General features: G+C 63.4%; 22 protein-coding genes. 10 read left to right on the forward strand and 12 right to left on the reverse strand.

The window, feature by feature from the left end:
- The first annotated feature begins 26 nt into the window (after nt 1-26).
- The 3 genes from trmD to leuC all read left to right on the forward strand — a co-directional run bounded on the left by trmD (nt 27) and on the right by leuC (nt 3,006).
- A complete protein-coding gene (gene trmD, locus IVA88_RS10575; protein WP_247497228.1) occupies nt 27-782 on the forward strand; it encodes a tRNA (guanosine(37)-N1)-methyltransferase TrmD in 756 nt (251 codons plus the stop codon).
- Between the two features lie 108 nt (nt 783-890).
- Nucleotides 891-1,274: a 50S ribosomal protein L19 gene (gene rplS / locus IVA88_RS10580; protein WP_247497229.1), complete on the forward strand. Its 384-nt coding sequence runs from the start codon at nt 891-893 to the stop codon at nt 1,272-1,274.
- A 325-nt stretch (nt 1,275-1,599) separates the two neighbouring features.
- Nucleotides 1,600-3,006: a 3-isopropylmalate dehydratase large subunit gene (gene leuC, locus IVA88_RS10585; protein ID WP_247497230.1), complete on the forward strand. Its 1,407-nt coding sequence runs from the start codon at nt 1,600-1,602 to the stop codon at nt 3,004-3,006.
- A gap of 128 nt (nt 3,007-3,134) precedes the next feature.
- Here leuC and IVA88_RS10590 read toward each other — a convergent pair whose 3' ends face one another.
- The 3 genes from IVA88_RS10590 to IVA88_RS10600 all read right to left on the reverse strand — a co-directional run bounded on the left by IVA88_RS10590 (nt 3,135) and on the right by IVA88_RS10600 (nt 4,426).
- Entirely contained in the window at nt 3,135-3,680 is a 546-nt protein-coding gene (locus tag IVA88_RS10590; RefSeq protein WP_247497231.1) for a hypothetical protein, read from the reverse strand.
- Between the two features lie 150 nt (nt 3,681-3,830).
- Nucleotides 3,831-4,097, reverse strand: coding sequence for a hypothetical protein (locus IVA88_RS10595; protein WP_247497232.1), 267 nt, complete (start codon nt 4,095-4,097; stop codon nt 3,831-3,833).
- Between the two features lie 47 nt (nt 4,098-4,144).
- Entirely contained in the window at nt 4,145-4,426 is a 282-nt protein-coding gene (locus tag IVA88_RS10600) for a hypothetical protein (protein WP_247497263.1), read from the reverse strand.
- A 155-nt stretch (nt 4,427-4,581) separates the two neighbouring features.
- On the opposite strand from IVA88_RS10600, the gene IVA88_RS10605 reads away from it, so the two are divergent.
- The 3 genes from IVA88_RS10605 to IVA88_RS10615 all read left to right on the forward strand — a co-directional run bounded on the left by IVA88_RS10605 (nt 4,582) and on the right by IVA88_RS10615 (nt 6,544).
- Complete coding sequence (locus IVA88_RS10605) at nt 4,582-4,983, forward strand: metallopeptidase family protein (protein ID WP_247497233.1); 402 nt, start codon at nt 4,582-4,584, stop codon at nt 4,981-4,983.
- 89 nt (nt 4,984-5,072) lie between these two features.
- Nucleotides 5,073-5,678: a 3-isopropylmalate dehydratase small subunit gene (leuD, locus tag IVA88_RS10610; RefSeq protein ID WP_007604257.1), complete on the forward strand. Its 606-nt coding sequence runs from the start codon at nt 5,073-5,075 to the stop codon at nt 5,676-5,678.
- 80 nt (nt 5,679-5,758) lie between these two features.
- The gene (locus IVA88_RS10615; RefSeq protein WP_247497234.1) at nt 5,759-6,544 is read left to right on the forward strand and encodes a hypothetical protein; all 786 of its coding nucleotides are present in this window, start codon (nt 5,759-5,761) and stop codon (nt 6,542-6,544) included.
- A gap of 264 nt (nt 6,545-6,808) precedes the next feature.
- Here the strand turns inward: IVA88_RS10615 and IVA88_RS10620 are convergent, their stop codons facing one another.
- A complete protein-coding gene (locus IVA88_RS10620; protein WP_247497235.1) occupies nt 6,809-7,468 on the reverse strand; it encodes an HAD hydrolase-like protein in 660 nt (219 codons plus the stop codon).
- A gap of 3 nt (nt 7,469-7,471) precedes the next feature.
- Complete coding sequence (locus IVA88_RS10625) at nt 7,472-8,353, reverse strand: CoA ester lyase (protein ID WP_247497236.1); 882 nt, start codon at nt 8,351-8,353, stop codon at nt 7,472-7,474.
- A gap of 111 nt (nt 8,354-8,464) precedes the next feature.
- On the opposite strand from IVA88_RS10625, the gene IVA88_RS10630 reads away from it, so the two are divergent.
- Complete coding sequence (locus IVA88_RS10630) at nt 8,465-9,106, forward strand: carbonic anhydrase (RefSeq protein ID WP_247497237.1); 642 nt, start codon at nt 8,465-8,467, stop codon at nt 9,104-9,106.
- A 113-nt stretch (nt 9,107-9,219) separates the two neighbouring features.
- On the opposite strand, the gene IVA88_RS10635 is transcribed toward IVA88_RS10630, so the two are convergent.
- The gene (locus tag IVA88_RS10635) at nt 9,220-11,361 is read right to left on the reverse strand and encodes a C1 family peptidase (protein ID WP_247497238.1); all 2,142 of its coding nucleotides are present in this window, start codon (nt 11,359-11,361) and stop codon (nt 9,220-9,222) included.
- A gap of 656 nt (nt 11,362-12,017) precedes the next feature.
- The gene (locus IVA88_RS10640; RefSeq protein ID WP_247497239.1) at nt 12,018-13,052 is read right to left on the reverse strand and encodes an aspartate-semialdehyde dehydrogenase; all 1,035 of its coding nucleotides are present in this window, start codon (nt 13,050-13,052) and stop codon (nt 12,018-12,020) included.
- A gap of 116 nt (nt 13,053-13,168) precedes the next feature.
- Here IVA88_RS10640 and IVA88_RS10645 point away from each other — a divergent pair, with 116 nt between their 5' ends.
- Both IVA88_RS10645 and IVA88_RS10650 read left to right on the forward strand, forming a co-directional pair.
- The gene (locus tag IVA88_RS10645; protein WP_247497240.1) at nt 13,169-13,957 is read left to right on the forward strand and encodes a hypothetical protein; all 789 of its coding nucleotides are present in this window, start codon (nt 13,169-13,171) and stop codon (nt 13,955-13,957) included.
- A gap of 156 nt (nt 13,958-14,113) precedes the next feature.
- Nucleotides 14,114-14,500 (forward strand): hypothetical protein, encoded by a 387-nt coding sequence (locus IVA88_RS10650; RefSeq protein ID WP_247497241.1) that lies wholly within the window; start codon nt 14,114-14,116, stop codon nt 14,498-14,500.
- A 176-nt stretch (nt 14,501-14,676) separates the two neighbouring features.
- Here IVA88_RS10650 and leuB read toward each other — a convergent pair whose 3' ends face one another.
- On the reverse strand, nt 14,677-15,789 hold the full coding sequence (gene leuB, locus IVA88_RS10655) for a 3-isopropylmalate dehydrogenase (RefSeq protein WP_247497242.1): 1,113 nt from the start codon (nt 15,787-15,789) through the stop codon (nt 14,677-14,679).
- A 131-nt stretch (nt 15,790-15,920) separates the two neighbouring features.
- On the opposite strand from leuB, the gene IVA88_RS10660 reads away from it, so the two are divergent.
- A complete protein-coding gene (locus tag IVA88_RS10660; protein ID WP_247497243.1) occupies nt 15,921-17,111 on the forward strand; it encodes a YbfB/YjiJ family MFS transporter in 1,191 nt (396 codons plus the stop codon).
- Here IVA88_RS10660 and IVA88_RS10665 read toward each other — a convergent pair.
- From IVA88_RS10665 to IVA88_RS10680, 4 genes are all read right to left on the reverse strand, one after another.
- Complete coding sequence (locus tag IVA88_RS10665; protein ID WP_247497244.1) at nt 17,101-18,363, reverse strand: hypothetical protein; 1,263 nt, start codon at nt 18,361-18,363, stop codon at nt 17,101-17,103. The two genes, IVA88_RS10660 and IVA88_RS10665, sit on opposite strands and share 11 nt — an antisense overlap.
- Before the next feature lie 113 nt (nt 18,364-18,476).
- Nucleotides 18,477-19,259, reverse strand: coding sequence for a molybdopterin-dependent oxidoreductase (locus IVA88_RS10670; RefSeq protein WP_247497245.1), 783 nt, complete (start codon nt 19,257-19,259; stop codon nt 18,477-18,479).
- A 15-nt stretch (nt 19,260-19,274) separates the two neighbouring features.
- Nucleotides 19,275-19,904 carry a cytochrome b/b6 domain-containing protein gene (locus IVA88_RS10675; protein ID WP_247497246.1) on the reverse strand — a complete coding sequence of 210 codons (630 nt, stop codon included), beginning with the start codon at nt 19,902-19,904 and terminating at the stop codon, nt 19,275-19,277.
- Nucleotides 19,905-20,086: 182 nt separating this feature from the next.
- Complete coding sequence (locus IVA88_RS10680) at nt 20,087-20,641, reverse strand: fasciclin domain-containing protein (protein WP_247497247.1); 555 nt, start codon at nt 20,639-20,641, stop codon at nt 20,087-20,089.
- Between the last annotated feature and the right edge of the window lie 211 nt (nt 20,642-20,852).

Below are 20,852 nucleotides of genomic sequence, written 5' to 3' on the forward strand. Positions count from 1 at the left end.
CCGGGACGACGGATTTCTTAGGACCAATGACCAATCCCCCACCCTGGCGCGCGACGGTGCTGACGCTGTTTCCGGAGATGTTCCCGGGACCGCTGGGCGTGAGCCTGGCGGGCCGGGCGCTGGCGTCCGGGCTGTGGGAACTGGAGGCGCGGGACATCCGCGCCTCGGCCACCGACCGCCACCGCAGCGTCGATGACACCCCGGCCGGCGGCGGGCCGGGCATGGTGCTACGGGCCGATGTTTTGGCGGCGGCCATCGATGCCGCGAAAAGTGATCAGGATCGGCCGAAACTGCTGATGAGCCCCAGGGGTCGGCCATTGACCCAGGCCCGCGTCCTGGAACTGGCCAAGGGTCCGGGTCCCCTGATCGTCTGCGGGCGGTTCGAGGGGGTGGACCAGCGGGTGATCGATGCCCGGGGGCTGGAGGAGGTCTCGATCGGCGATTATGTTCTGTCCGGCGGTGAAATCGCTGCCCTGGCCCTGATCGACGCCTGCGTCCGGCTGCTGCCGGGCGTGATGGGCAAGGAGGCCTCGGGAACCGAGGAAAGCTTCTCCGACGGCCTGCTCGAATACCCCCAATACACCCGGCCGCAGCTATTCGAGGGGGCCCCGATCCCCGAGGTCCTGACCTCCGGCGACCATGCGAAGGTCGCCAGCTGGCGGCGGGCGGAATCCGAGGCCCTGACGGCGGCCCGGCGGCCGGATTTGTGGGCCCAGATCCCGAGCAAGGCCCCGAATCGGGCCGGACGCCAAAAAACGCCAAAAAACAAGACAGACGGGTGACAAACGCTCCGGCTTGTCTTATAGGAGCGGCCACATCCGCAATGGCTGGATAACGAATTTCGCGCAGCCCCCGTTTCCAAGGCTGGGCGCGCCGATGGAGATTTACCCATGAACCTGATCCAACAGCTCGAAAAAGAGCAATTCGAGAAGCTCTCCGCCAGCAAGGAGATTCCGGAATTCGGCCCCGGCGACACCGTGATCGTCAACGTGAAGGTCGTCGAAGGCGACCGCACCCGCGTGCAGGCCTATGAAGGCGTTTGCATCGGCCGTTCCGGCGGTGGTCTCAACGAGAGCTTCACCGTTCGCAAGATTTCGTACGGCGAAGGCGTGGAGCGCGTGTTCCCGGTGATGTCGCCGATGATCGACTCGATCAAGGTGGTGCGCCGCGGCAAGGTGCGTCGCGCCAAGCTCTATTATCTCCGCAATCTTCGCGGCAAGTCGGCCCGCATCGTCGAGAAGAAGCAGGACCGCCCGGCTGCCGTCAACGAGTAAGCTTTGGCTTACAGGCGAGTTACCGAGAGCGCGGGGCCAAACCCCGCGCTTTTTTGTTGCGTCAGCCGTGCGCGTCAAAGCCCTCGCGATTCCAATTCGGCCTGCTATATATTCCTGGAATGTTTCCAGATTTGACCAGCCTCTCGCCCGTCAAGCGCGTTGTCATCGACGATCGCTCGCGGCTGCCTGGCCGGTTCTTCGGACGCTTCGCGACTTCGGCAACGTCAGAGCTTACGCGCGCAGCCTAAAAGCTGCGCTGACGATTTTGTTGCCCGCGCGCCGCCCGCGCACCCGCTCGACACAACATTTCCTGGAGCTGACGCTCATGTCCAAGCCGACCACATTGTACGACAAGATCTGGAACGACCATCTGGTGCACGAAGCCGAGGACGGCACCTGCCTGCTCTATATCGATCGCCACCTGGTGCATGAGGTGACCTCGCCGCAGGCGTTCGAAGGCCTGCGCGCCACCGGCCGCAAGGTCCGCGCGCCGGAGAAGACGCTGGCCGTCGTCGATCACAACGTGCCGACCACGGACCGCACCAAGCCGAACCCCGACCCCGAAAGCATCGAGCAGATCAAGGCACTGGCCGACAACGCCAGGGAATTCGGCATCGAATATTACAACGAGTTCGACAAGCGTCAGGGCGTCGTCCACGTCATCGGCCCCGAGCAGGGCTTTACGCTGCCCGGCACCACCATCGTCTGCGGTGACAGCCACACTTCGACGCATGGCGCGTTCGGCGCGCTCGCGCACGGCATCGGCACGAGCGAGGTCGAACACGTACTGGCGACACAGACGCTGATCCAGAAAAAGGCGAAAAACATGCGCGTCACCGTCGACGGCAAATTGCCGGATGGCGTGACGGGCAAGGACATCATTCTCGCGATCATCGGCGAGATCGGCACCGCGGGCGGCACCGGTTATGTGCTCGAATACGCCGGCGACGCGATCCGCGCACTCAGCATGGAAGGCCGCATGACGGTCTGCAACATGTCGATCGAAGGCGGCGCGCGCGCCGGCCTGGTCGCACCGGACCAGAAGGCGTTCGACTTCCTGCGCGATCGCCCGAAGTCGCCGAAGGGCGCGGCCTGGGACGCGGCGATGCGTTACTGGGAGAATTTGCGCTCCGACGAGGGCGCACATTTCGACCACGAGCTGCGGCTCGATGCAGCCAAGCTGCCGCCGATCGTGACCTGGGGCACGAGCCCTGAGGACGTGATCTCGGTCACCGGCATCGTGCCCGATCCCGACAAGATCGCGGACGAGGCCAAGCGCCTGTCGAAGCACCGCGCGCTGAAATATATGGGACTGGCCGCGGGGACGAAGATCACCGACATCAAGCTCGACCGCATCTTCATCGGCTCCTGCACCAACGGTCGTATCGAGGATCTGCGCGCCGCCGCCAAGATCGCGGAAGGCAAGCAGGTCGCAGGCGGCGTCAACGCCATGGTCGTGCCGGGCTCCGGCCTCGTGAAGGAGCAGGCCGAGGCCGAAGGTCTGGACAAGATCTTCATCAAGGCCGGCTTCGAATGGCGCGAGCCCGGTTGCTCGATGTGCCTCGCGATGAATCCCGACAAGCTGGCTCCGGAAGAGCGTTGCGCCTCGACCTCGAACCGCAATTTCGAGGGCCGCCAGGGCTTCAAGGGCCGCACCCATCTGGTGTCGCCGGCGATGGCCGCAGCCGCGGCGATCGCGGGTCACTTCGTCGACATCAGGGAGTGGCGGTAAGTTCAGGATTGACTTTAAGCCACCGTCTCCGTCATGGCCGGGCTTGTCCCGGCCATCGACGTTCTTAAGCGCGCAAAGAAAGATCGTGGATGCCCGGGACAAGCCCGGGCATGACGACACAGCTCACATCACCAATAGCGATACGGATGATGCCAGCGATGCCAGCGGCAGACGCGGCGCGGGCCGTAATAGGTCCAGATCACCCGGCAGCGGCGCGGATGGCTGTAATAGGGATAGTAGCCGCCGTAATAGCGCCGGTGGAAATGGCGATGGCCGTAATAGGCGGGGCGATAGGCGCCGTAGCGGTGATAGCCGCCAAAACGATGAACTCCACCATAGCGGTAGCCGCCGCCATGAAAGGCGGGCGCCGCGCGGAAGCCACCACCGTGGACACCACCGCCGCGGAAGCCACCAAAATGTCCTCCGCCACCGTGGAAGCCGCCTCCGCCATGGAAGCCGCCGCCGTGTCCGCCACCGCCATGTCCACCGCCGCCGCCGTGGCGGACCGGAATCACGTCGTCGCTTGCGGCCTTCGCCGCCGGCAGCGTCGCCGGGTTGATCAAGGTCAGCGCTTCAGCACGATGCGCGGGCCCGGCCGACAGCATCAGCGTCGCGGCGGCCGCAATCCCGAGCAAGCGCATCGGGCTTGCCCTGAGACCTAATATTCTCACCATGGAATTCTCCCTGAATCTGGACAGCGGAGTTGCGACGCTCGCTCCCGGCGCGCGTCATCCCTGTTCATTTGCGGTCGCTCCCAAAATTAAATTAGGGACAGCGACGTGAATGCCTCATGAATGAACGACGTTCCGGCGTCGCGCGGCGAGTCACCACCACGGCCCGAAGCCGAGCACGAACGGTGCAGGCACGCCGTAAGGGTAAGGACGGTAGTAGACAGGCCGCGCGTAGTAACGCGGCTCGGCAGGTGCGAATTGGCGCACAGCGTCATGGTGGCGCGCATGGCGCCGCGCATCGATGTCTCTCGCGGACGCCGATGCCTTTGACTTTGCGGCATCCGGCGTCGCGGCAATGGAGACGCCGGTTAAAGCGACGATCAGCCCGCAGGCAGCCGCTGCTCCGATCCATCTCGTCATGATCGATCTCCGCTGCGTCCGGATGTGCGTAGCTGGCGCAATCGGGATCAACCCCGGCGCCAGTAGCAGCTCATATGCGGCACGATCACCGTGCCGCTCGGCCGAAATTCCTGCACATAGGTGGCGTTGCACTCGCGGACCGCATCGGGACCGGGGTTGTAGCGCGGGTAGACGCCATCCGGACTGTAATAGGGCGTGACGCGCAGGCGCGCCGGGGGCCGCTTGCGCGGCGGCGGAAGATCGTCTCGCGAGGCTGCCTGGGCCTGCGTAATCCCGTGGCTGGCGATCTGGGCTTCCGCGCCAACGCAAAACTGCGAAAACAACCCCATGCACAGTAGCGTCACCGCTGTTTTCGCTCGCATTTTTCCGTCCACCTGAACGCCCCATTCGAGGCCCTACGCTCCCCGTTTTGACGGCGCCCGTCAACCTCGCCGCGCTTATAAAGCCGGATGCATCGCCGCGAAACCCACGCTATGAGAAGCCCATGTGGACGGAATTGAAAGCGCCCTCGCTGGCCGAGATGGAAGCGGTGGCGCATGAACTATTCGAGCGCCTGCCGGCGGAGTTTCGCGGCCTCTGCGAGGGCGTGATCATCCGCGTCGACGACTTTCCCACCGAGGAAGTCCTGGACGAGATGGAATGCGAGAGCGAGTTCGACCTGCTCGGCCTGTTCCAGGGCGTCGGCCTGCCGCAGCAGAGTTTTGGCGACGTGGCGCGGCTGCCCAACATGGTCTGGCTCTACCGCCGGCCGATCCTGGATTACTGGGCCGAGCACGACGAGAGCCTCGGCCATATCGTCCGCCACGTCCTGATCCACGAGATCGGCCATCATTTCGGCCTCTCAGACGATGATATGGAAGCGATCGAGGCCCAGGAGCCCGGTTAGGCAGACGAGACCTGCCGAATTCGGCCTAGGATTCGTGCCCCGATCGCGATAAATATCGGTTCCCTAGACCACCCCGGGAAAGCGCAACCATGGACAAGTTCACCACGCTGGAAGGCGTCGCGGCGCCGCTGAAGATCATCAATGTCGACACCGACATGATCATTCCGAAGCAGTACCTCAAGACCATCAAGCGCACGGGCCTTGGCAAGGGGCTCTTCTCCGAGCAGCGCTACAAGGACGACGGCAGCGAGAATCCGGATTTCGTGCTGAACCAGCCCGCCTATCGCAATGCCAAGGTGCTGGTCGCCGGCGACAATTTCGGCTGCGGCTCGAGCCGCGAGCATGCGCCCTGGGCGCTGCTCGATTTCGGTATCCGCTGCGTGATCTCGACCTCGTTCGGCGACATCTTCTACAACAACTGCTTCAAGAACGGCATTCTCCCGATCCGCGTTGCCCAAGAAGACCTCGACAAGCTGTTCGACGACGCCGAGCGCGGCGCCAATGCGACGCTGACGATCGACCTGCCGAACCAGGAGATCCGCGGTCCCGACGGCGGCAAGGTCAAGTTCGAGATCGACCCGTTCCGCAAGCACTGCCTGATCAACGGCCTCGACGACATCGGCCTGACGATGGAGAAGAAGGCCTCGATTGACACCTATGAGGAGAAGCTCAAGCGCGAACGCGCCTGGGCCTGAGGTCGATCCGAGTTTCGAGCCCCGGTGCTGACGGCGCCGGGGCTTTTTCTTTGCCCTCATTATCCCGTATAGCTCCCTACATGCTGCCCGACATTGTCACCTTCTGGCATGGCCCGATGGATGCCCTGCGCCAGACCTGTCTGTGCTCGCAGTTGGCTGCCGGCCACAAGGTCACGGTCTACAGCTTCGACACCATTCCCGGCCTGCCGGCAGGCGTCGGTAATGCGGATGCCGAGGCGATCCTGCCGCATGCGTTCTCCGAACGATTGCGCCCGCCGCAGCCGGACGGCAGCTGGCGCGACTGGACCACGCTGCAGTTCAGCGATTTCTTCCGCATGAAGCTGATGGCGAAGGGTCTCGGCTTGTGGCTCGATGCCGACGTGCTGCTGCTCAGGCCGGTCGAGATCGATCCGGCAAAGCCCTACTTCGCGTGGGAGAGGCCGCGCCAGCTCGGCAATTCCGTGATCTATCTGCCGGCCCAACACGGCATCGTTGCCGCCTTCGAGGAGCTGATGGAGCAGGAGGAGCTGACGCCGAACTGGCTGTCACTGCGCCATCGCGCCACGTTTGCGATGCGCCGCCTCCGCGGCGGCTCGAACCGCCTCTCGGATATTCGCGTTGCGATCTTCGGGCCGGCGGCACTGACCGCGCTCGCGCGCCGCACCGGCGAGCTGCACTGCGCGCTGCCGAAGCAATCGTTCTACGCCGTGCATGCCGAGCCAAAGCTGTTCTTCGATCCCTCCAGCTATCTCGGCCTCGTCACCGACCCCGACATCATCGGCCTGCACATCTCGCCCAAGGGTCGCGGCGGCGAGAAGCCGATCCCGGGCAGTCTTTATGCGTGGGCGGCGGAGCGGTTTAGCTAGCTGGCGTGCAAAGGTGCGCTCCCTGTCCCGCTTGCGGGAGGGGGTTGGGGAGAGGGTGTCTCCACAAAGGGACAGTCGCCTAGAGGAGAGAACCCTCACCCGGCGCGCGGGACGATGCTTCGCATCGCCCGGAACGCGCCGACCGCGATCTCGCCGGCGGCACGGCCGCGGAAAACTAGCACGGCTACTGCGCCAACGCGTCGACGCTGGAGTCGCTCGATCGCGGGGATCACGCGCCGCGATGAGGCGCCGCCTGAAACGGCGCTAGCCGCTCAACATCGACAAAGCAACGCGCGCGAGATCGGCAGGCCGCTCCACCAGTTCGTCTGCGCCTGCCGTTTCAAGTTCATCCCGGCTACCATATCCCCACAGCACGCCAAGGCTGCGCATGCCAACTGTGCGAGCCCCAACGATGTCGTGCCGGCGATCCCCAACCATCAGACTGTGCAAAGCAGAGACATCCCGTTCAGACAGGACGTAGGCGAGCAACTCAGGCTTATGATCCAGCGTCCCGCCCGGCACCGAGCCGTGGATGCCGTCGAAGTATGTCGCTAGCTTCAGGTTCTCCAGGATTCGTCTTGCAAACACTTCGCGCTTCGAAGTCGCGAGATAAATTCGCAATCCCGCACCTTGCAGAGCCTGGAGCGCGCTGCGGATGCCGGGATAGGCCTCGCTTCCGAGCAGACCGCCTTCGCCGTAGTGCCGACGGTACGCGACGACGGCCTCATCGACCCGGTCGTCGCCATATGTTTGCAGCAAAGTCCGCAAGATGTCTTCGAGCGGTGGCCCGATCGCGATATCGAGCACTTCGCGCGGATGATGCCCGAGCGCACGCAGTGCGGCTGCGCAGCTTGCGACAATGCCGGGCCGCGAATCGACCAGCGTTCCGTCGAGATCGAGAAGGACGGAGCGGACTAAGTCCACCCCTCAGCCCTTCCCCATCGCCGCGATCGCATCCGCGATCTCGATCGTGCGCCGCGCCATGTCGGCGTGCAGGCGCTCCACCATGGTGCCATCCAGACGGATCGCGCCGCGCGAGACGTTTTCCGGCAGCTCGAACGCGGCGATGATCTTTCGGGCGCGGGCGACTTCCTCCTCCGGTGGGGTGAAGATCGCGTTGCAGGCTTCGATCTGCGAGGGATGAATCAGCGTCTTGCCGTCGAACCCGAGGTCGCGGCCCTGCGCGCACTCTGTGGCGAAGCCGTCGGGATTGGCGATGTCGCTGTAGGGACCGTCGAGAATTTCTAGGCCGTGGGCGCGTGTCGCCAGGATGCAGTGGGTGATCATCGGGATCATCGCGGCGCGTCCGGGCATCATCTTGATCCGCGTCTCGCGCGAAATGTCATTCGGGCCGAACACGAAGCCTGACAGGCGCCTGTTGGGATCGCGCCCGGCCGCGGCCAGTTCCTCCGCATGCAGCACCGCACGCGCGGTCTCGATCATGGCCCAGACTTTTACGGTCGGCGCCGCGCCGAGTTCGGCGAGACGGCGGCCGATGGTGTCGAGGTCATCGACGCTGGAGACCTTTGGGACCAGGATGCCGTCGGGCGAGGCCTTCGCCGCCATCGCGACGTCGTCGGCCCACCAGGGCGTGTCGAGGCCGTTGGTCCGGATCAGGATCTCGCGCCTGCCGAAGCCTTTGGCCGCGATCGCGGCGGCGATGCCGTCGCGCGCCACCGCCTTGGCATCGGGCGCGACGGAGTCTTCCAGGTCGAGGATCAGGCCGTCGGCGGCAAGATTGCGCGCCTTTTCCAGCGCGCGCGGGTTGGAGCCGGGCATGAACAGATGGCTGCGGCGCGGGCGGGTCATGCAAGCGTTCCTTCCGGTTTCCTCGTCTCACTTCTGACCGAAGCCGATAGCATCTGGCCTGCCTATTCGAAAGGCTTGTTCGTCCCGGCGGTATATGATTAGGCATAGCCCATGACAACATTCCCAGAGCATTTGCTGGAAGGCTACAAGGCCTTCGCCACCCAGCGGCTGCCGACCGAGCAGAGCCGCTACCGCGAGCTGTCGGTGAAGGGGCAGTTCCCGGAAGTCATGGTGATCGGCTGCTGCGACAGCCGCGTCTCGCCCGAGGTGATCTTCGACGTCGGGCCGGGCGAATTGTTCGTGGTCCGCAACATCGCCAATCTGGTGCCGGTGTACCAGCCCGACGGCAACGCGCATGGCGTCTCGGCGGCGCTGGAATATGCCGTGACGGTGCTGAAGGTGAAGCACATCGTGGTGCTCGGGCACGCGCAGTGCGGCGGCATCCGCGCTTTCGTCGACAAGATCGAGCCGCTCACGCCGGGCGATTTCATCGGCAAATGGATGCAGATGTTCATCAAGCCCGGCGAAGTGGTGGAGCAGCGCGATTACGAGACCATGGCGCAATTCGTCGAGCGCATCGAGAAGGCCGCGGTGTTCCGCAGCCTGGAAAACCTGATGACCTTCCCGTTCGTGCGCAAGGCCGTTGACAGCGGCCAGATGCAGACCCACGGCGCCTATTTCGGCGTCGCGGAGGGATCGCTGTTCGTGCTGGACAAGGCGGCGAAAGAATTCAAGAGCGTCAGGGACGCTTGAACGAGGCGCCCCTGGAGCCACTTCCGTTCTGATGGAATCGGAGTGGGGCTCGAAATTCTTCTTACGACGCGTTTCCTTTTCGCGAACCGGTGTCCACTTCGCTCGAAAGCGCTCTAGAAACCTCGCAGGTCGGTGACGGGCTTGGAAGGCGTCTTGCCGATGATGCGGCGGATGGTGCGGTTCACGACGTCCAGATTATTGTCGAAAGATCCATGATTGGCAGGGATCGTTTCGTCCTTGTTCGGCTCGTGACAAGTCGGAACTTCCGTTTCGCTGATTGGCGTGTCGAGGACAACGTCCTCGCTCGCACTCGCCCACGCCTCCAGGATCTTTTGCGAACCTGACATGAACGTATCATCGTTCGCGCGCCATTTCCGCCAGACTTTCTGCAATCCCAGGACTGGAGTCTTGTGGTCAGGCTCCAGAGCCCGGGAGACCAGATACAAGAGCGATTTGGAGTAGAGGGCAGGGACGCAGGGATCGCTCGTTTCGTTGGCATCGCTGAGCACGTCGACAAACGTCGTCTCGGGATCAGCGACCTTGTCGGCAAAGGCACTGCCGTATTTGTCGGACGCAAACGCGACCGTGCAGGCCGGCGCCCAGAGATGGATGGAGCTGGCCTTCAGGCCGCGGGCCTTCATGGGACCCAGAAAATACCCGTGCATGATGGCCCCGGCGGAGTGTCCGATCAGGTGAATCTGCGGCCGCTGGCTCTTGCTCATCTGGCCGAGCCCGCGCTCCAGCTCTCGCGCCGCGACAGCAAGCCCGCCCCCCGGACGACTCGCGCCGGCGGCTCTGAATTTCATGTTCTCCCAGATCGCCTTGACGCCGGCATCGCGCGCGAATACCTCGAAGGCACGATCCTTGATGTCATCGATCTTGCTTCTCAGCCAGCCCTTGTCCGCTCCCGACGGCAACACCAGCTTCTCCGCGGCGCTCTTCAGAATATCTCCGGCCGATTCCAGAAGGCCCGTCTGCCAGACCACGAAGATCGGCATGATGCGATTTGCCTCGAACCACGGCCCGAGCACGCGCGCCCTGGCGATACCGTCGTCGCGGCTGTTGAGCCCGCCGTGGAGAACGATCGCCAGATCGGAAAATCCCTGCTGAGCCGCCCGGTCGAGGCATTGCTGGACCACCACCGCGACGGCATCGTTGCCGGAGCTCGCCTCGACGAGCTCGCGTTCGGCGCTGCCATTATGCCCGATGAAGATGATGTGCTTGGCCTCTTCGCCGTTGATCCAGGGAGAAACGGCACTCGTATCGCGCGCCGCGTCGGAGCGAAGCATCGCCCGCGCGCGAAGCCGCTCGTCCAGTGAAAGGTCGGTTCGCATCGATGGGCTCACGAAGCGATGCGATTGATGCGCAAGATTCGCTGCGCTTTGCTTGCCTTTGATCGGCGGCAACGTCACCCGCATGGGTGCGCCAAGCGTCAGTGCCCAGGCATCGGTGCCGTAGCGGGTCCAGTCCTCGTAAGTCAGCAGGCCAAATCCATGAAATCCCCAATGGGGCCCCCACGAGTTCTGCACGATGAAGCCGTCAGACGTATAGCCGACCAGCGCGAAGGCGTGTCCGCCGACGTCATCGGGTTTTTTCGGCGGGAGAATGAGCGCCGCCTCGAGCGTCTTGCAGTTGTTGCGAACGCGGTCCCAGCCGTCGTGGACGTCGGCGGATACGTAGATCGCGTGCGTTTCGTAGATCGCTGACTGCATATCGACGATGGATTTGCCGTCGATGCGATAATAGGCTCCAAGGGGCGTCAGCGGTGCATCCGTATCCCATCCACTCTTCGGCATCCCGGGCTTCTGCCGCTTCTCGAAGTTCGGCCAGAATTTCTCGCCGCACACGCCGTGCTTGTGAAATCCCTTCATGGCTCCGCGACAGCTCGATCCTTCGTAATCCTCCCCCTTCCATTCGTCATAGAGGCGCGCGTTCTGGTACAGCATCCGCGCACTTCGCCGCGCGATCGACTGGGCGGCTTTCGGGTCGTCGGCCGCGATCGGATTTGCGTTTGCCAGCTCCCATTGCAGATAGTTCACGACGCCTGCGAGGCCGAACCCGGTGCAGGACCCTTCCTGGCCCTGATTGAGAACCATGTCGGCGTTGCGATAGACCGAGAACCAGCGCTCGATCAGTTCGTCGGACGGATAGACCTGCGGCAGGCTCACCAGCCTCGAACGATAGGGCAGATCACGGAAATCGAAACGATCCGGACGCGCATCGAATTTGCGGTCGAACAGAACCCTGGTCGGCATGCGGCACCCCCCTGTTGTCATGCGTGAGGCTCGCGCACCTATGCCGGCACCAAGCACCTCGCACCCTCTAATTTTGGTAGACCTATGATATTTCGACAACTTAAGTGTGCAAGGACTTTTGCAGGGCGTAAGGCGACAAGTGGGCGCAGGTCCATGACCTGCGGCCGGCGCCCGTGAACTCGCATCTCCGGCGGACGGCTAGCGTTAGACCGATTGGGCCAAACTGTTCGGTTTCTTTGTCGGCATACCGATTGGATTGCTCGTCCTGATTTTGCGCGCAAGCAATACAGCGACTTCTCCAGGCAACTGGAGAGCGTCAAGCAAGAGGTTGCGGACAAGCTGAAAGACGGGCGAGCAACGGCCGAGAAGCTGAAGGCCGATGGTGACGTGCTGGCGGGGGACTATAAGAAACCGCGCGACGATTTCGCGGATTTCGATGCCTTGCGTGAGCAGATCAAGACTCTCTCCACAAAGGTCAACGTCATCGGAGAGAAACTCGGCTTCACGCCGACGTCGAAGATATCGGCCGCCGCCAAGGCGCGGCTGGAAGAGGCATTCAAGAAATTCCAGGACTACTCATCGAGCTCGATCCGGCGCACCAAGACGAAATCCGCGCCGTTTTTACCCAGCGCGGACTTCCACTATGAATTGAGCCTCTACGCCGCCTTCTTCTTCGCGCTGATCAGCTTGCGGTTGATCAGGACTTCCGCGATCTGGATCGCGTTGAGCGCGGCGCCCTTGCGTAGATTGTCCGATACGCACCACAGCACGAGACCGTTCTCCACTGTCGCGTCCTCGCGGATGCGGCTGATATAGGTGGCGTCTTCGCCGGCCGCTTCGTACGGCGTGGCGTAGCCGCCGGGCTCATGCTTGTCGATGACGAGGCAGCCGGGCGCCTTGCGCAGGATGTCGCGCGCTTCGTCCGCGCTGATCGGATTTTCGAACTCGATGTTGACGGCCTCGGAATGGCCGACGAAGACCGGCACCCGCACGCAGGTCGCGGAGAGCTTGATCTTGGGATCAAGCATCTTCTTGGTCTCCGCCATCATCTTCCACTCTTCCTTGGTGTAGCCGTCCTCCATGAAGACGTCGATCTGGGGGATGACGTTGAAGGCGATGCGCGTGGGAAACTTCTTATTGACCAGCTCCTGGTTGGTGTAGACGGCCTTGGTCTGCGAGAACAATTCGTCCATCGCGTCCTTGCCGGCGCCCGACACCGATTGATAGGTCGAGACCACGACACGCTTGATGGTGGCCTTGTCGTGCAGCGGCTTCAGCGCGACCACGAGCTGCGCGGTCGAGCAGTTCGGGTTGGCGATGATGTTCTTCTTCTTGAAGCCCGCGGTCGCGTCCGCATTCACCTCCGGCACGATCAACGGCACGTCCGGGTCCATGCGCCAGGCCGAGGAATTGTCGATCACGACCGCGCCGGCGGCGCCGATCTTCGGCGACCATTCCTTCGACACCTCGCCGCCTGCCGACATCAGGCAGATGTCGACGTCGGAGAAGTCGTAATGCTCGAGCGCTTTGACCTTCAGGGTGCGGTCGCCATAGGAGACCTCGACGCCCATGCTGCGGCGTGACGCCAGCGCCACCACCTCGTCCGCGGGGAATTTGCGCTCATCCAGAATGTTGAGCATTTCCCGTCCGACATTGCCGGTCGCGCCGACGACTGCGACTTTGTAACCCATCGTTCACTCTCCGACGAAAAAGCTCTTTCCTGAAGCTGAGGCTTAAACAGGAAGAGCAGCGCTTCTATGCGAGAACCGGCCTCAAGACAACGTTGGACCATGCCTGAAGGCCGTGGATGCAGTCGCCTGAGGCCAGCATGGCCGCAACCCCCACCCAGATCCATCTGGCGCTGGCAGCCTTCGCCGACGAGGTCGTCGGCACGCTGGCGCGCCTGTTCGCCTATGTGGGGACTTTGGTGCTGTTTGCCATCCTCGGGCTTGCGGCCCTCGGCCAGCTGCCCGATCTCCGGAACGATGAGTCCGTGGCGAAGCCGGGTTGGCGCGCGGCCGACCGCTCGGCTCCGGCCTTCGCTCTCAGCCGGCTCGATCCATCAGAAAAAACAGCCGCTTACACTATCCTCAGGCACCTCGAAGGCGGCCGCAGGGACGTGATGCGCTGGGCCGGCGAGGCGGACGAGCCTGTGGCCGAGCTTGAGATTTATCGAGAGGGCGGCGAGTTCGACCTAACCCGTCCGGCCACCGCCGACCTAGCCATGCGAATGGGCCTGGGCACGACCACCCCGCTGGAGCAGGCCGCCCTGATCGACACCAAATTTGGGCCTGTCGTCCGGTTCCGGCCCACCGGTGCAACTCAGGGGACGCCGTCCTGCCTCGCCTACCTCAAGCGCAGCGAAGAGCCGGCGCTCCAGATCTCCGGCTTCTCCTGCCAGGGCGGGACCCTGCCCGAGCGACGCGCGGCGATCGCCTGCACACTGAACCGGCTGACGCTGCTGACCTCGGGCAACGAGCCGAAGCTGGCCGAATTGTTCGCCCATGCGGAGCTGAAGCGCCGCCCCTGCGCGCCCCTGGGCTCGTCGGACTGGCTGCTCGGCGCCGCCAACGCGCAATTGCGCGGAGCGCTTTGACCCGCCTCAAGCTCAAGTGGCTGTATCCATGCAACTTTTGCCGGCGCGCACGATTATTCAGCGCTGGTGTGACCCAATTGACCTAGTTGCGGCCGCCCCGGCCGGGCTAGTATGGGGATGAAATCGATTGGCGGCTTGCCGCCTGAAGGGGACGTGATGAGCTCGAATTTCTCTGCCGCGAACAAACTGGCGATGTGGCTGGCGGCCGGCGCCGTGATTGCCATGTCCTCAGCCTTCGCGACACCAGCCTCGGCCGAAACCAAGAAGCAGCGCTATGACAATGGCCGCCCCTATTACGGCCCGAGCGGCCCCAATTCGAGCTATCAGCAGGGTCGCACCCGCATCTATGTGAGCAAGCGCTCCTGGCTCGACGGCGGCACCGAGGTCAATCCGGGCGACCGCAAATTCTCCGACTATGCGTTCCCGCCGGCCGTCGGCTATCCGTCCTTCGCCCGCGAAAACCTCAACCGTCCGATCGATCGCCAGCCGCTGAGCCCGCCGCAGGATGTTGGCGGCTATCCGCAGACCTTCCCGCTGTACTGAGGCGGAATTATCGACTGAATCAAAATGGCCGGGCGGGAGCTCGGCCATTTTTATTTTCTCGCACCGTCATGCCGGGGCGGCTCGAAGAGCCGAAGTCCGGTGCGCAATTGCGCACCAGAGAATCTCGAGATTCCGGGTCTGGTCCTTCGGACCATCCTGGAATGACGGCATATCGCTTACGCGTGCAGCTTCTGCAATTCCTTCAAGATCGCTTCGCCCATCTGCGTGGTCGAGGCGGCAATGGTGCCGTCCGACTTGATGTCGGCGGTGCGCAGGCCGCTGGCCAGCACCGCGGCGATCGCGGCGTCGACCTTGTCGGCGAGCGCGCCCATGTCGAACGAATAGCGCAGTGCCATGCCGAACGACGAAATCATCGCGATCGGATTGGCGAGGCCCTGGCCTGCGATGTCAGGCGCCGAGCCGTGCACGGGCTCGTACAGCGCCTTGCGCTTCTTGCTCTTGACGTCGACCTCGCCGAGCGAGGCCGAGGGCAGCATGCCGAGCGAGCCGGTCAGCATCGCCGCGATGTCGGACAGCATGTCGCCGAACAGATTGTCGGTGACGATGACGTCGAACTGCTTCGGCCATTTCACCAGCATCATGCCGCCGGAATCGGCGAGCTGATGCTCGAGCGTGACATCGGGATATTCGCGCTTGTGGACCTGGGTCATGACCTCGTTCCAGAGCACGCCCGACTTCATGACGTTGCGCTTCTCCATCGACGTCACCTTGTTCTTGCGCTTCTTCGCAAGCTCGAAGGCGACGCGGCCGATGCGCTCGATCTCATAGGTGTCGTAGACCTGGGTATCGATGGCGCGCTTCTGGCCGTTGCCGAGATCGGTGATGGTCTTGGGTTCGCCGAAATAGACGCCGCCGGTGAGCTCGCGCACGATGACGATGTCGAGGCCCTCGACGGCCTCGCGCTTGAGGCTGGAGGCATCCGCCAGCGCCGGGTAGCACACGGCAGGACGCAGGTTGGCGAACAGGCCGAGATCCTTGCGCAGGCGCAGCAGGCCGGCTTCGGGGCGCACCTCGTAGGGCACCGCGTCCCATTTCGGGCCGCCGACCGCGCCGAAGATGATCGCGTCCGCGTCCCTGGCCTTGGCCATGTCGCCTTCCGAAATCGATACCTTGTGCGCGTCATAGGCCGAGCCGCCGACCAGGCCGGTGTCGGTCTCGAACTTGGCGATCCCGGCCGAATTGAGCCAGTCGATCAGCCGCTTCACCTCGCCCATTACTTCGGGGCCAATACCGTCGCCGGGAAGCAGCAGCAGCTTGTGGGTCGCCATGGTCGATTCCTCTGAGGTCGATTTCGGCCGGAGTGCTAGAGCGGCGTTGCGCGCTTGGCAAGACACCATTGCCGCCTCGCGGCTGTGCAAGGCGGGCAGGGCCTGCCACACTGCACCTGCCGGAGTACCCCTTGCACGCACCTGACCGCCCTCCGCCCGATGCCCACCCCGCGCGGCTGATCCTGACCCTGTCGTTGGCTGCGACGGTCGGGCTCGGCATCGGCCGCTTCGCCTATTCGCTGGTGCTGCCCGACATGCGGGAGGACCTCGGCTGGTCCTACTCGGCGGCCGGTTTCATGAATACTATCAACGCCGTCGGCTACCTCGCGGGCGCGCTCGTGGCGTCCCGGCTGATCCAGCGGGTCGGCTGGTCGGCCGCGATCCGCGGCGGAACGCTGGCCTGTGTCGCCGCGCTTGCGGTGTGCGCGCTGACCGGCAATTTCGTCGCGCTCAGTCTGGCGCGGCTGGTGCTCGGCATCGGCGCGGCGGCCGGCTTCGTCGCGGGGGGCGCACTGGCGGCTTCCATCGCGCAGGCCCATCCCGAGCGGGGCAATTTCCTGCTCAGCCTGTTCTATGCCGGCCCCGGCGTCGGCATTCTCGCATCAGGGCTGATCGCCCCGTTCACGCTGCAATATTTCGGCCCGGGCTCGTGGTGGGTGGTGTGGTGGGCGATGACGCTGCTGTCCGTCGTCATGACCGTGCCGCTGTTCCTGGTCCGCATCGAGAGCGGCGTGCGCTTCTCGCAAGGCAGCCACGCCGCCTTCGCGATTATGCCCGTGCTGATCTATCTCGCCGGCTACTTCCTGTTCGGCGCGGGCTACATCGCCTACATGACGTTCATGATCGCCTATGTGCGCGACGGCGGCGGCGGGGCCGCGGCGCAGGCGGCGTTCTGGAGCCTGATCGGCCTCAGCGCCTTCGTCACGCCCTGGGTCTGGCGCGGTGTGCTGGCGCTCGATCGCGGCGGGCTTGCCACCGCCATCATCCTCGGCACCAACGCGCTCGGCGCCGCCCTGCCGATGCTCGGGCATTCGCCGGCATGGCTCGCGGTTTCCGCCATCGTGTTCGGCGTCGCCTTCTTCGCCGTGGTCGGCTCGACCACCGCCTTCGTGCGCTTCAACTATCCGCCCGAGGTGTGGCCGACCGCGATCGCGGCGATGACGATCTCGTTCGGCGTCGGCCAGACGCTTGGGCCCATCGCTGTCGGCGCAATCACGGACGCGCTGGGGAGCTTGAGTTACGCGCTGAATGTCTCGGCAGCGCTGCTGGCGTTGGGCGCGGTTGCCGCGCTGTGCCAGCGCAAGGTGGGGCTCAGGGCTTAGCCCTCGCGGTGGCAACCGCGGGACTCCACAGGATGCAGACCTGAACCGTACGATCGCCAGCCAACTCGCTGACCGGCACGGCAACGCCAGTCTTCATGGGGCCGACAAAGGAGCCCAGTATGGGTACCTTCAGTTCGACAGGAGGAGACTTGAGTGCCTCTCTGACGGTCTCCACCCGCGCTCGCGCCAACCCTTCATTTGAACTGAACTGCTTGGCCGTTTCCGGCTTCAGCGGCCTTTTGTCGGCGGACCCGATCAGCATGACCGCCGCCAAACGGCTCGAGGGACGTACGTTGGCAAGCATTTCGGCGATCTGCTTCAGCTTATCACTGTCGCCCTTGCTGAGTGCTGCAGCGCCGTCATCAAACGGTCCAATATGTTGGCTCTTGCCGTCGCCGCAATCCATTTCGGCGGGGGGCAAATTTTCGGGTCGCAGGCTAACGTCGAGGTGGATGTCCAAAGCCTGAGAGTCGCGTGCACGAGACCCCTGCTGCTGTTTGAATTCCACCTTTATGAGGGAGTCCACACTCTTCACGACGCTGACGTCCTTCCAAAACGTGAACCCTCCGAACAAAGATCCAGCCGTCAGTGTCGCGGCCGCAGCCGTATAGACCTTTGCTGATATCGCGTGACTGAAATAGAGGAAATGGAGAACGCCCAGCATCGCCAGCAAGCAAGCAGCCAATGGGAGGAGAACGGCAACGCTCGCTAGCGAGGCGAGCGACGACATGACTGGACTCGGTTGCACCGTGGCGACCGGCTTGGACGACGGTTCGGCGAGCCTGGCTTGCAAACTGTCGATCTGGCCCTGCAGATCGAATACTTTGGCGTACAGGGCTCCATTCGGCTCGCTCGCCGATCGATCGGCCTTTATTGCCTCAACGAGCTCCTTGTGTTGCTGGCGCAGCACTTCTTGATCGGACAATCTGTTCCGCAGGAACTCTTCAACAACAGTCAATGAGGAACGGGGTAGGTCAGCGTTCGGTCGCCACAACTCGACGGCAATCTGGAGTGACCCTACGAACGCGATGATCAGAAGTCCCGCCAAATTGCTCAAGATTGCCAGGATGTTCAGCCGAACCTCGGCTCGTTCGGTCTGTCTGCCCGAGCCATCTGTCCGACGCGGCCAACCGGGCCCCGGTCTTCGATGCTCTGTCGATTCCTGAAGATATCGCTGTAAGCGCCAGATGATCCAAGCCATGGCGGCTAAGCCAGAGACCGCGAGGATGGTGAGCTTGATTTCAACGGACATCGCCGATACCGGCTAAAAGACACTATACAATCTATCGTTGACGATCCAATATCGCGCTATCGTTTGTCAAGCGTGTCTTCTGACCGCGAGCGCCCGTGGCTGCCGGGAGCATCTCAGCTCCCGCTGAACGAATTGTACCCCTGGTCTTCCCAGTAACCGCCCTTGTAGTCGTTGGTGACTTCCATCGAGACCACGTATTTCGGGTTCTTGAAGCCGAGCTTGGTCGGCACGCGGATCTTCATCGGGAAGCCGTAGGCGCGCGGCAGGATTTCGCCCGCGTATTTGAACGTCATCTGGGTCTGCGGATGCAGCGCGGTGCGCATGTCGAGCGGGGAGTTGTAGCCGTCCTTGTCGGCGCACTGGAACCAGACGTATTTTGCACGCGTGTCGGCGCCGATCAGCTTGAGGAAGTCGCGCATGGGCGTGCCGGTCCAGCTGCCGATCGCGCTCCAGCCCTCGACGCAGATGTGACGGGTGATCTGGGTGACCTGCGGGAGCTTGTACAATTCCGGAAGCGTCCACGACTTCTTGTTGTCGACGAGGCCGTGGACTTCGAGCTTCCAGTCGGCACCGTCGACCTCAGGTGCGTCGTCGAGATCGTAATAGGCGTTGAACGGAAACGGTTTTGTAATTGCGCTCTCTGCGAAGGTCGGCGCCAGCGCATCCGGATTGAACATCCAGGCCTGCACGGCATCGTTGAATTTCGAGACCGTCTTCAGCATCTCCTCGGCGGAGGACGAATCGATCACGTCGCAGCCGGTGAGCAGGGTCAGCGCGCCGAGGCTGGCGCCGCCGGCGATGAAGCGGCGGCGGCTGACATCTGGCATCGTCTTGATGGAGTCCTTGATCAGCAGCCGCTTGTCGACGCCGGGGATCAGGAATGAGCGCTTGGCCATGGTTCTTGCTCCACTCTAGCGGCCGATAATCATCGCGCGCAGGCTCTTCGGCACCAGCAGCGCGAGTAAAACGTGAATGACGAGGAACGCGCAGATCGCGGCCATGCAGAAGAAATGGATGTAGCGCGCGGTCGGATAGTCCCCGAACAACATGACCAGCCAATGCAGCTGCACCGGCTTCCACATCCCAAGACCCGACAGCACGATCAGCACGCCGACCACGATGATGCCGGCATAGAGCAGGCGCTGGACGTAATTGTAGACGGTGAGATCGGCATGGCCGAGCTTGAAGGTCAGGGCAGCCCTGACGTCGTGGAGCACGCCGGACGGGGTGATCGGCAGCAGTTTTTTGCGGAAGCGGCCGGTGGCAAGGCCGGTGATGAGATAGGCAAGGCCGTTGATCATCAACAGCCACATCGCGGCAAAATGCCAGAGCAGGCCGCCGCCGAGCCAGCCACCAAGCGTGTACTCGCGCGGAAAGCTGAATCCGAACAGCGGCGAAGCGTTGTAGATCTGCCAGCCCGACAGGATCATCAGGACCATGGCGAGGGCGTTGACCCAGTGCATGACCCGGACCCAGGCCGGCTGGATCACTTTGGCCGGGCTCGCGCTGACCTGCTCGTCGGTGACTGTGAGGCTCGACATGATGGTTCCGTCCTGAACATCGTCTGACAGCAATTATACGCCGGTGCTTCCGCTTTCGTTACGCCCTGTCCGGCATCGAATCGATACCGGCGGGCTATCGTGGTCACAATAAAGCGAGCCGGGTGCCCCCGGCTCGCTGTTTCGTCGCATCCGGTTCGGGGATGAAGCCGGACCGCGCGGTGTTAGGTCGCGGGCATCAGCACGGTATCGACCACATGGATCACGCCGTTCGACTGATTGACGTTGGAGATCGTCACCATCGAGGTGCCGCCCTTGGCATCGACGATCCAGACCTTGCCGTCCATCTTCTTCACCGTCAGCTCCTCGCCTTCGGCAGTCTTCATCTTCTTGCCGTCGGTGAGGTCGGAAGCCTCAAGCTTGCCGGGCACGACATGGTAGGTGAGGATCTTGGTCAGCGTCGCCTTGTTCTCGGGCTTGACCAGGGTGTCGACGGTGCCGGCCGGCAGCTTGCCGAAGGCGGCGTTGGTCGGCGCGAACACCGTGAACGGGCCCTTGCCTTCCAGCGTCGGCACCAGGCCGGCCGCCTTCACCGCCGCCACCAGCGTGGTGTGGTCCTTCGAATTGACGGCGTTCTGGACGATGTTCTTGGACGGGAACATCGCGGCGCCGCCGACCATAACGGTCTTTTCCTCTGCGCGGACAGGCGCGACGACGGTTGCGGTGATGGCCAGGGCGCTGAACGCGGCGGCAGCGAGATAGGGAATGCGCTTCGACATGGAGAAACTCCCGATTGGATTGTGACCGGCGATTGCCGGCGTTGAGTTGGCAACAACAGTGACTGCGACCTGTAAGCGTGAAGCAGCAGCGCCGTCGTTGGCTCGAACTACGGGAGGATTTGCGAAGTGGTTTCGAACAAAACTTCTTTGTGATGCGTGAAACTAAGCGGAGGGATGTTCGTGGGGATGCATCCTCCTCGTCATTGCGAGG

The organism is Bradyrhizobium sp. 149, assembly GCF_023073915.1.
In the GTDB taxonomy this organism is placed as follows: Bacteria; Pseudomonadota; Alphaproteobacteria; order Rhizobiales; family Xanthobacteraceae; genus Bradyrhizobium.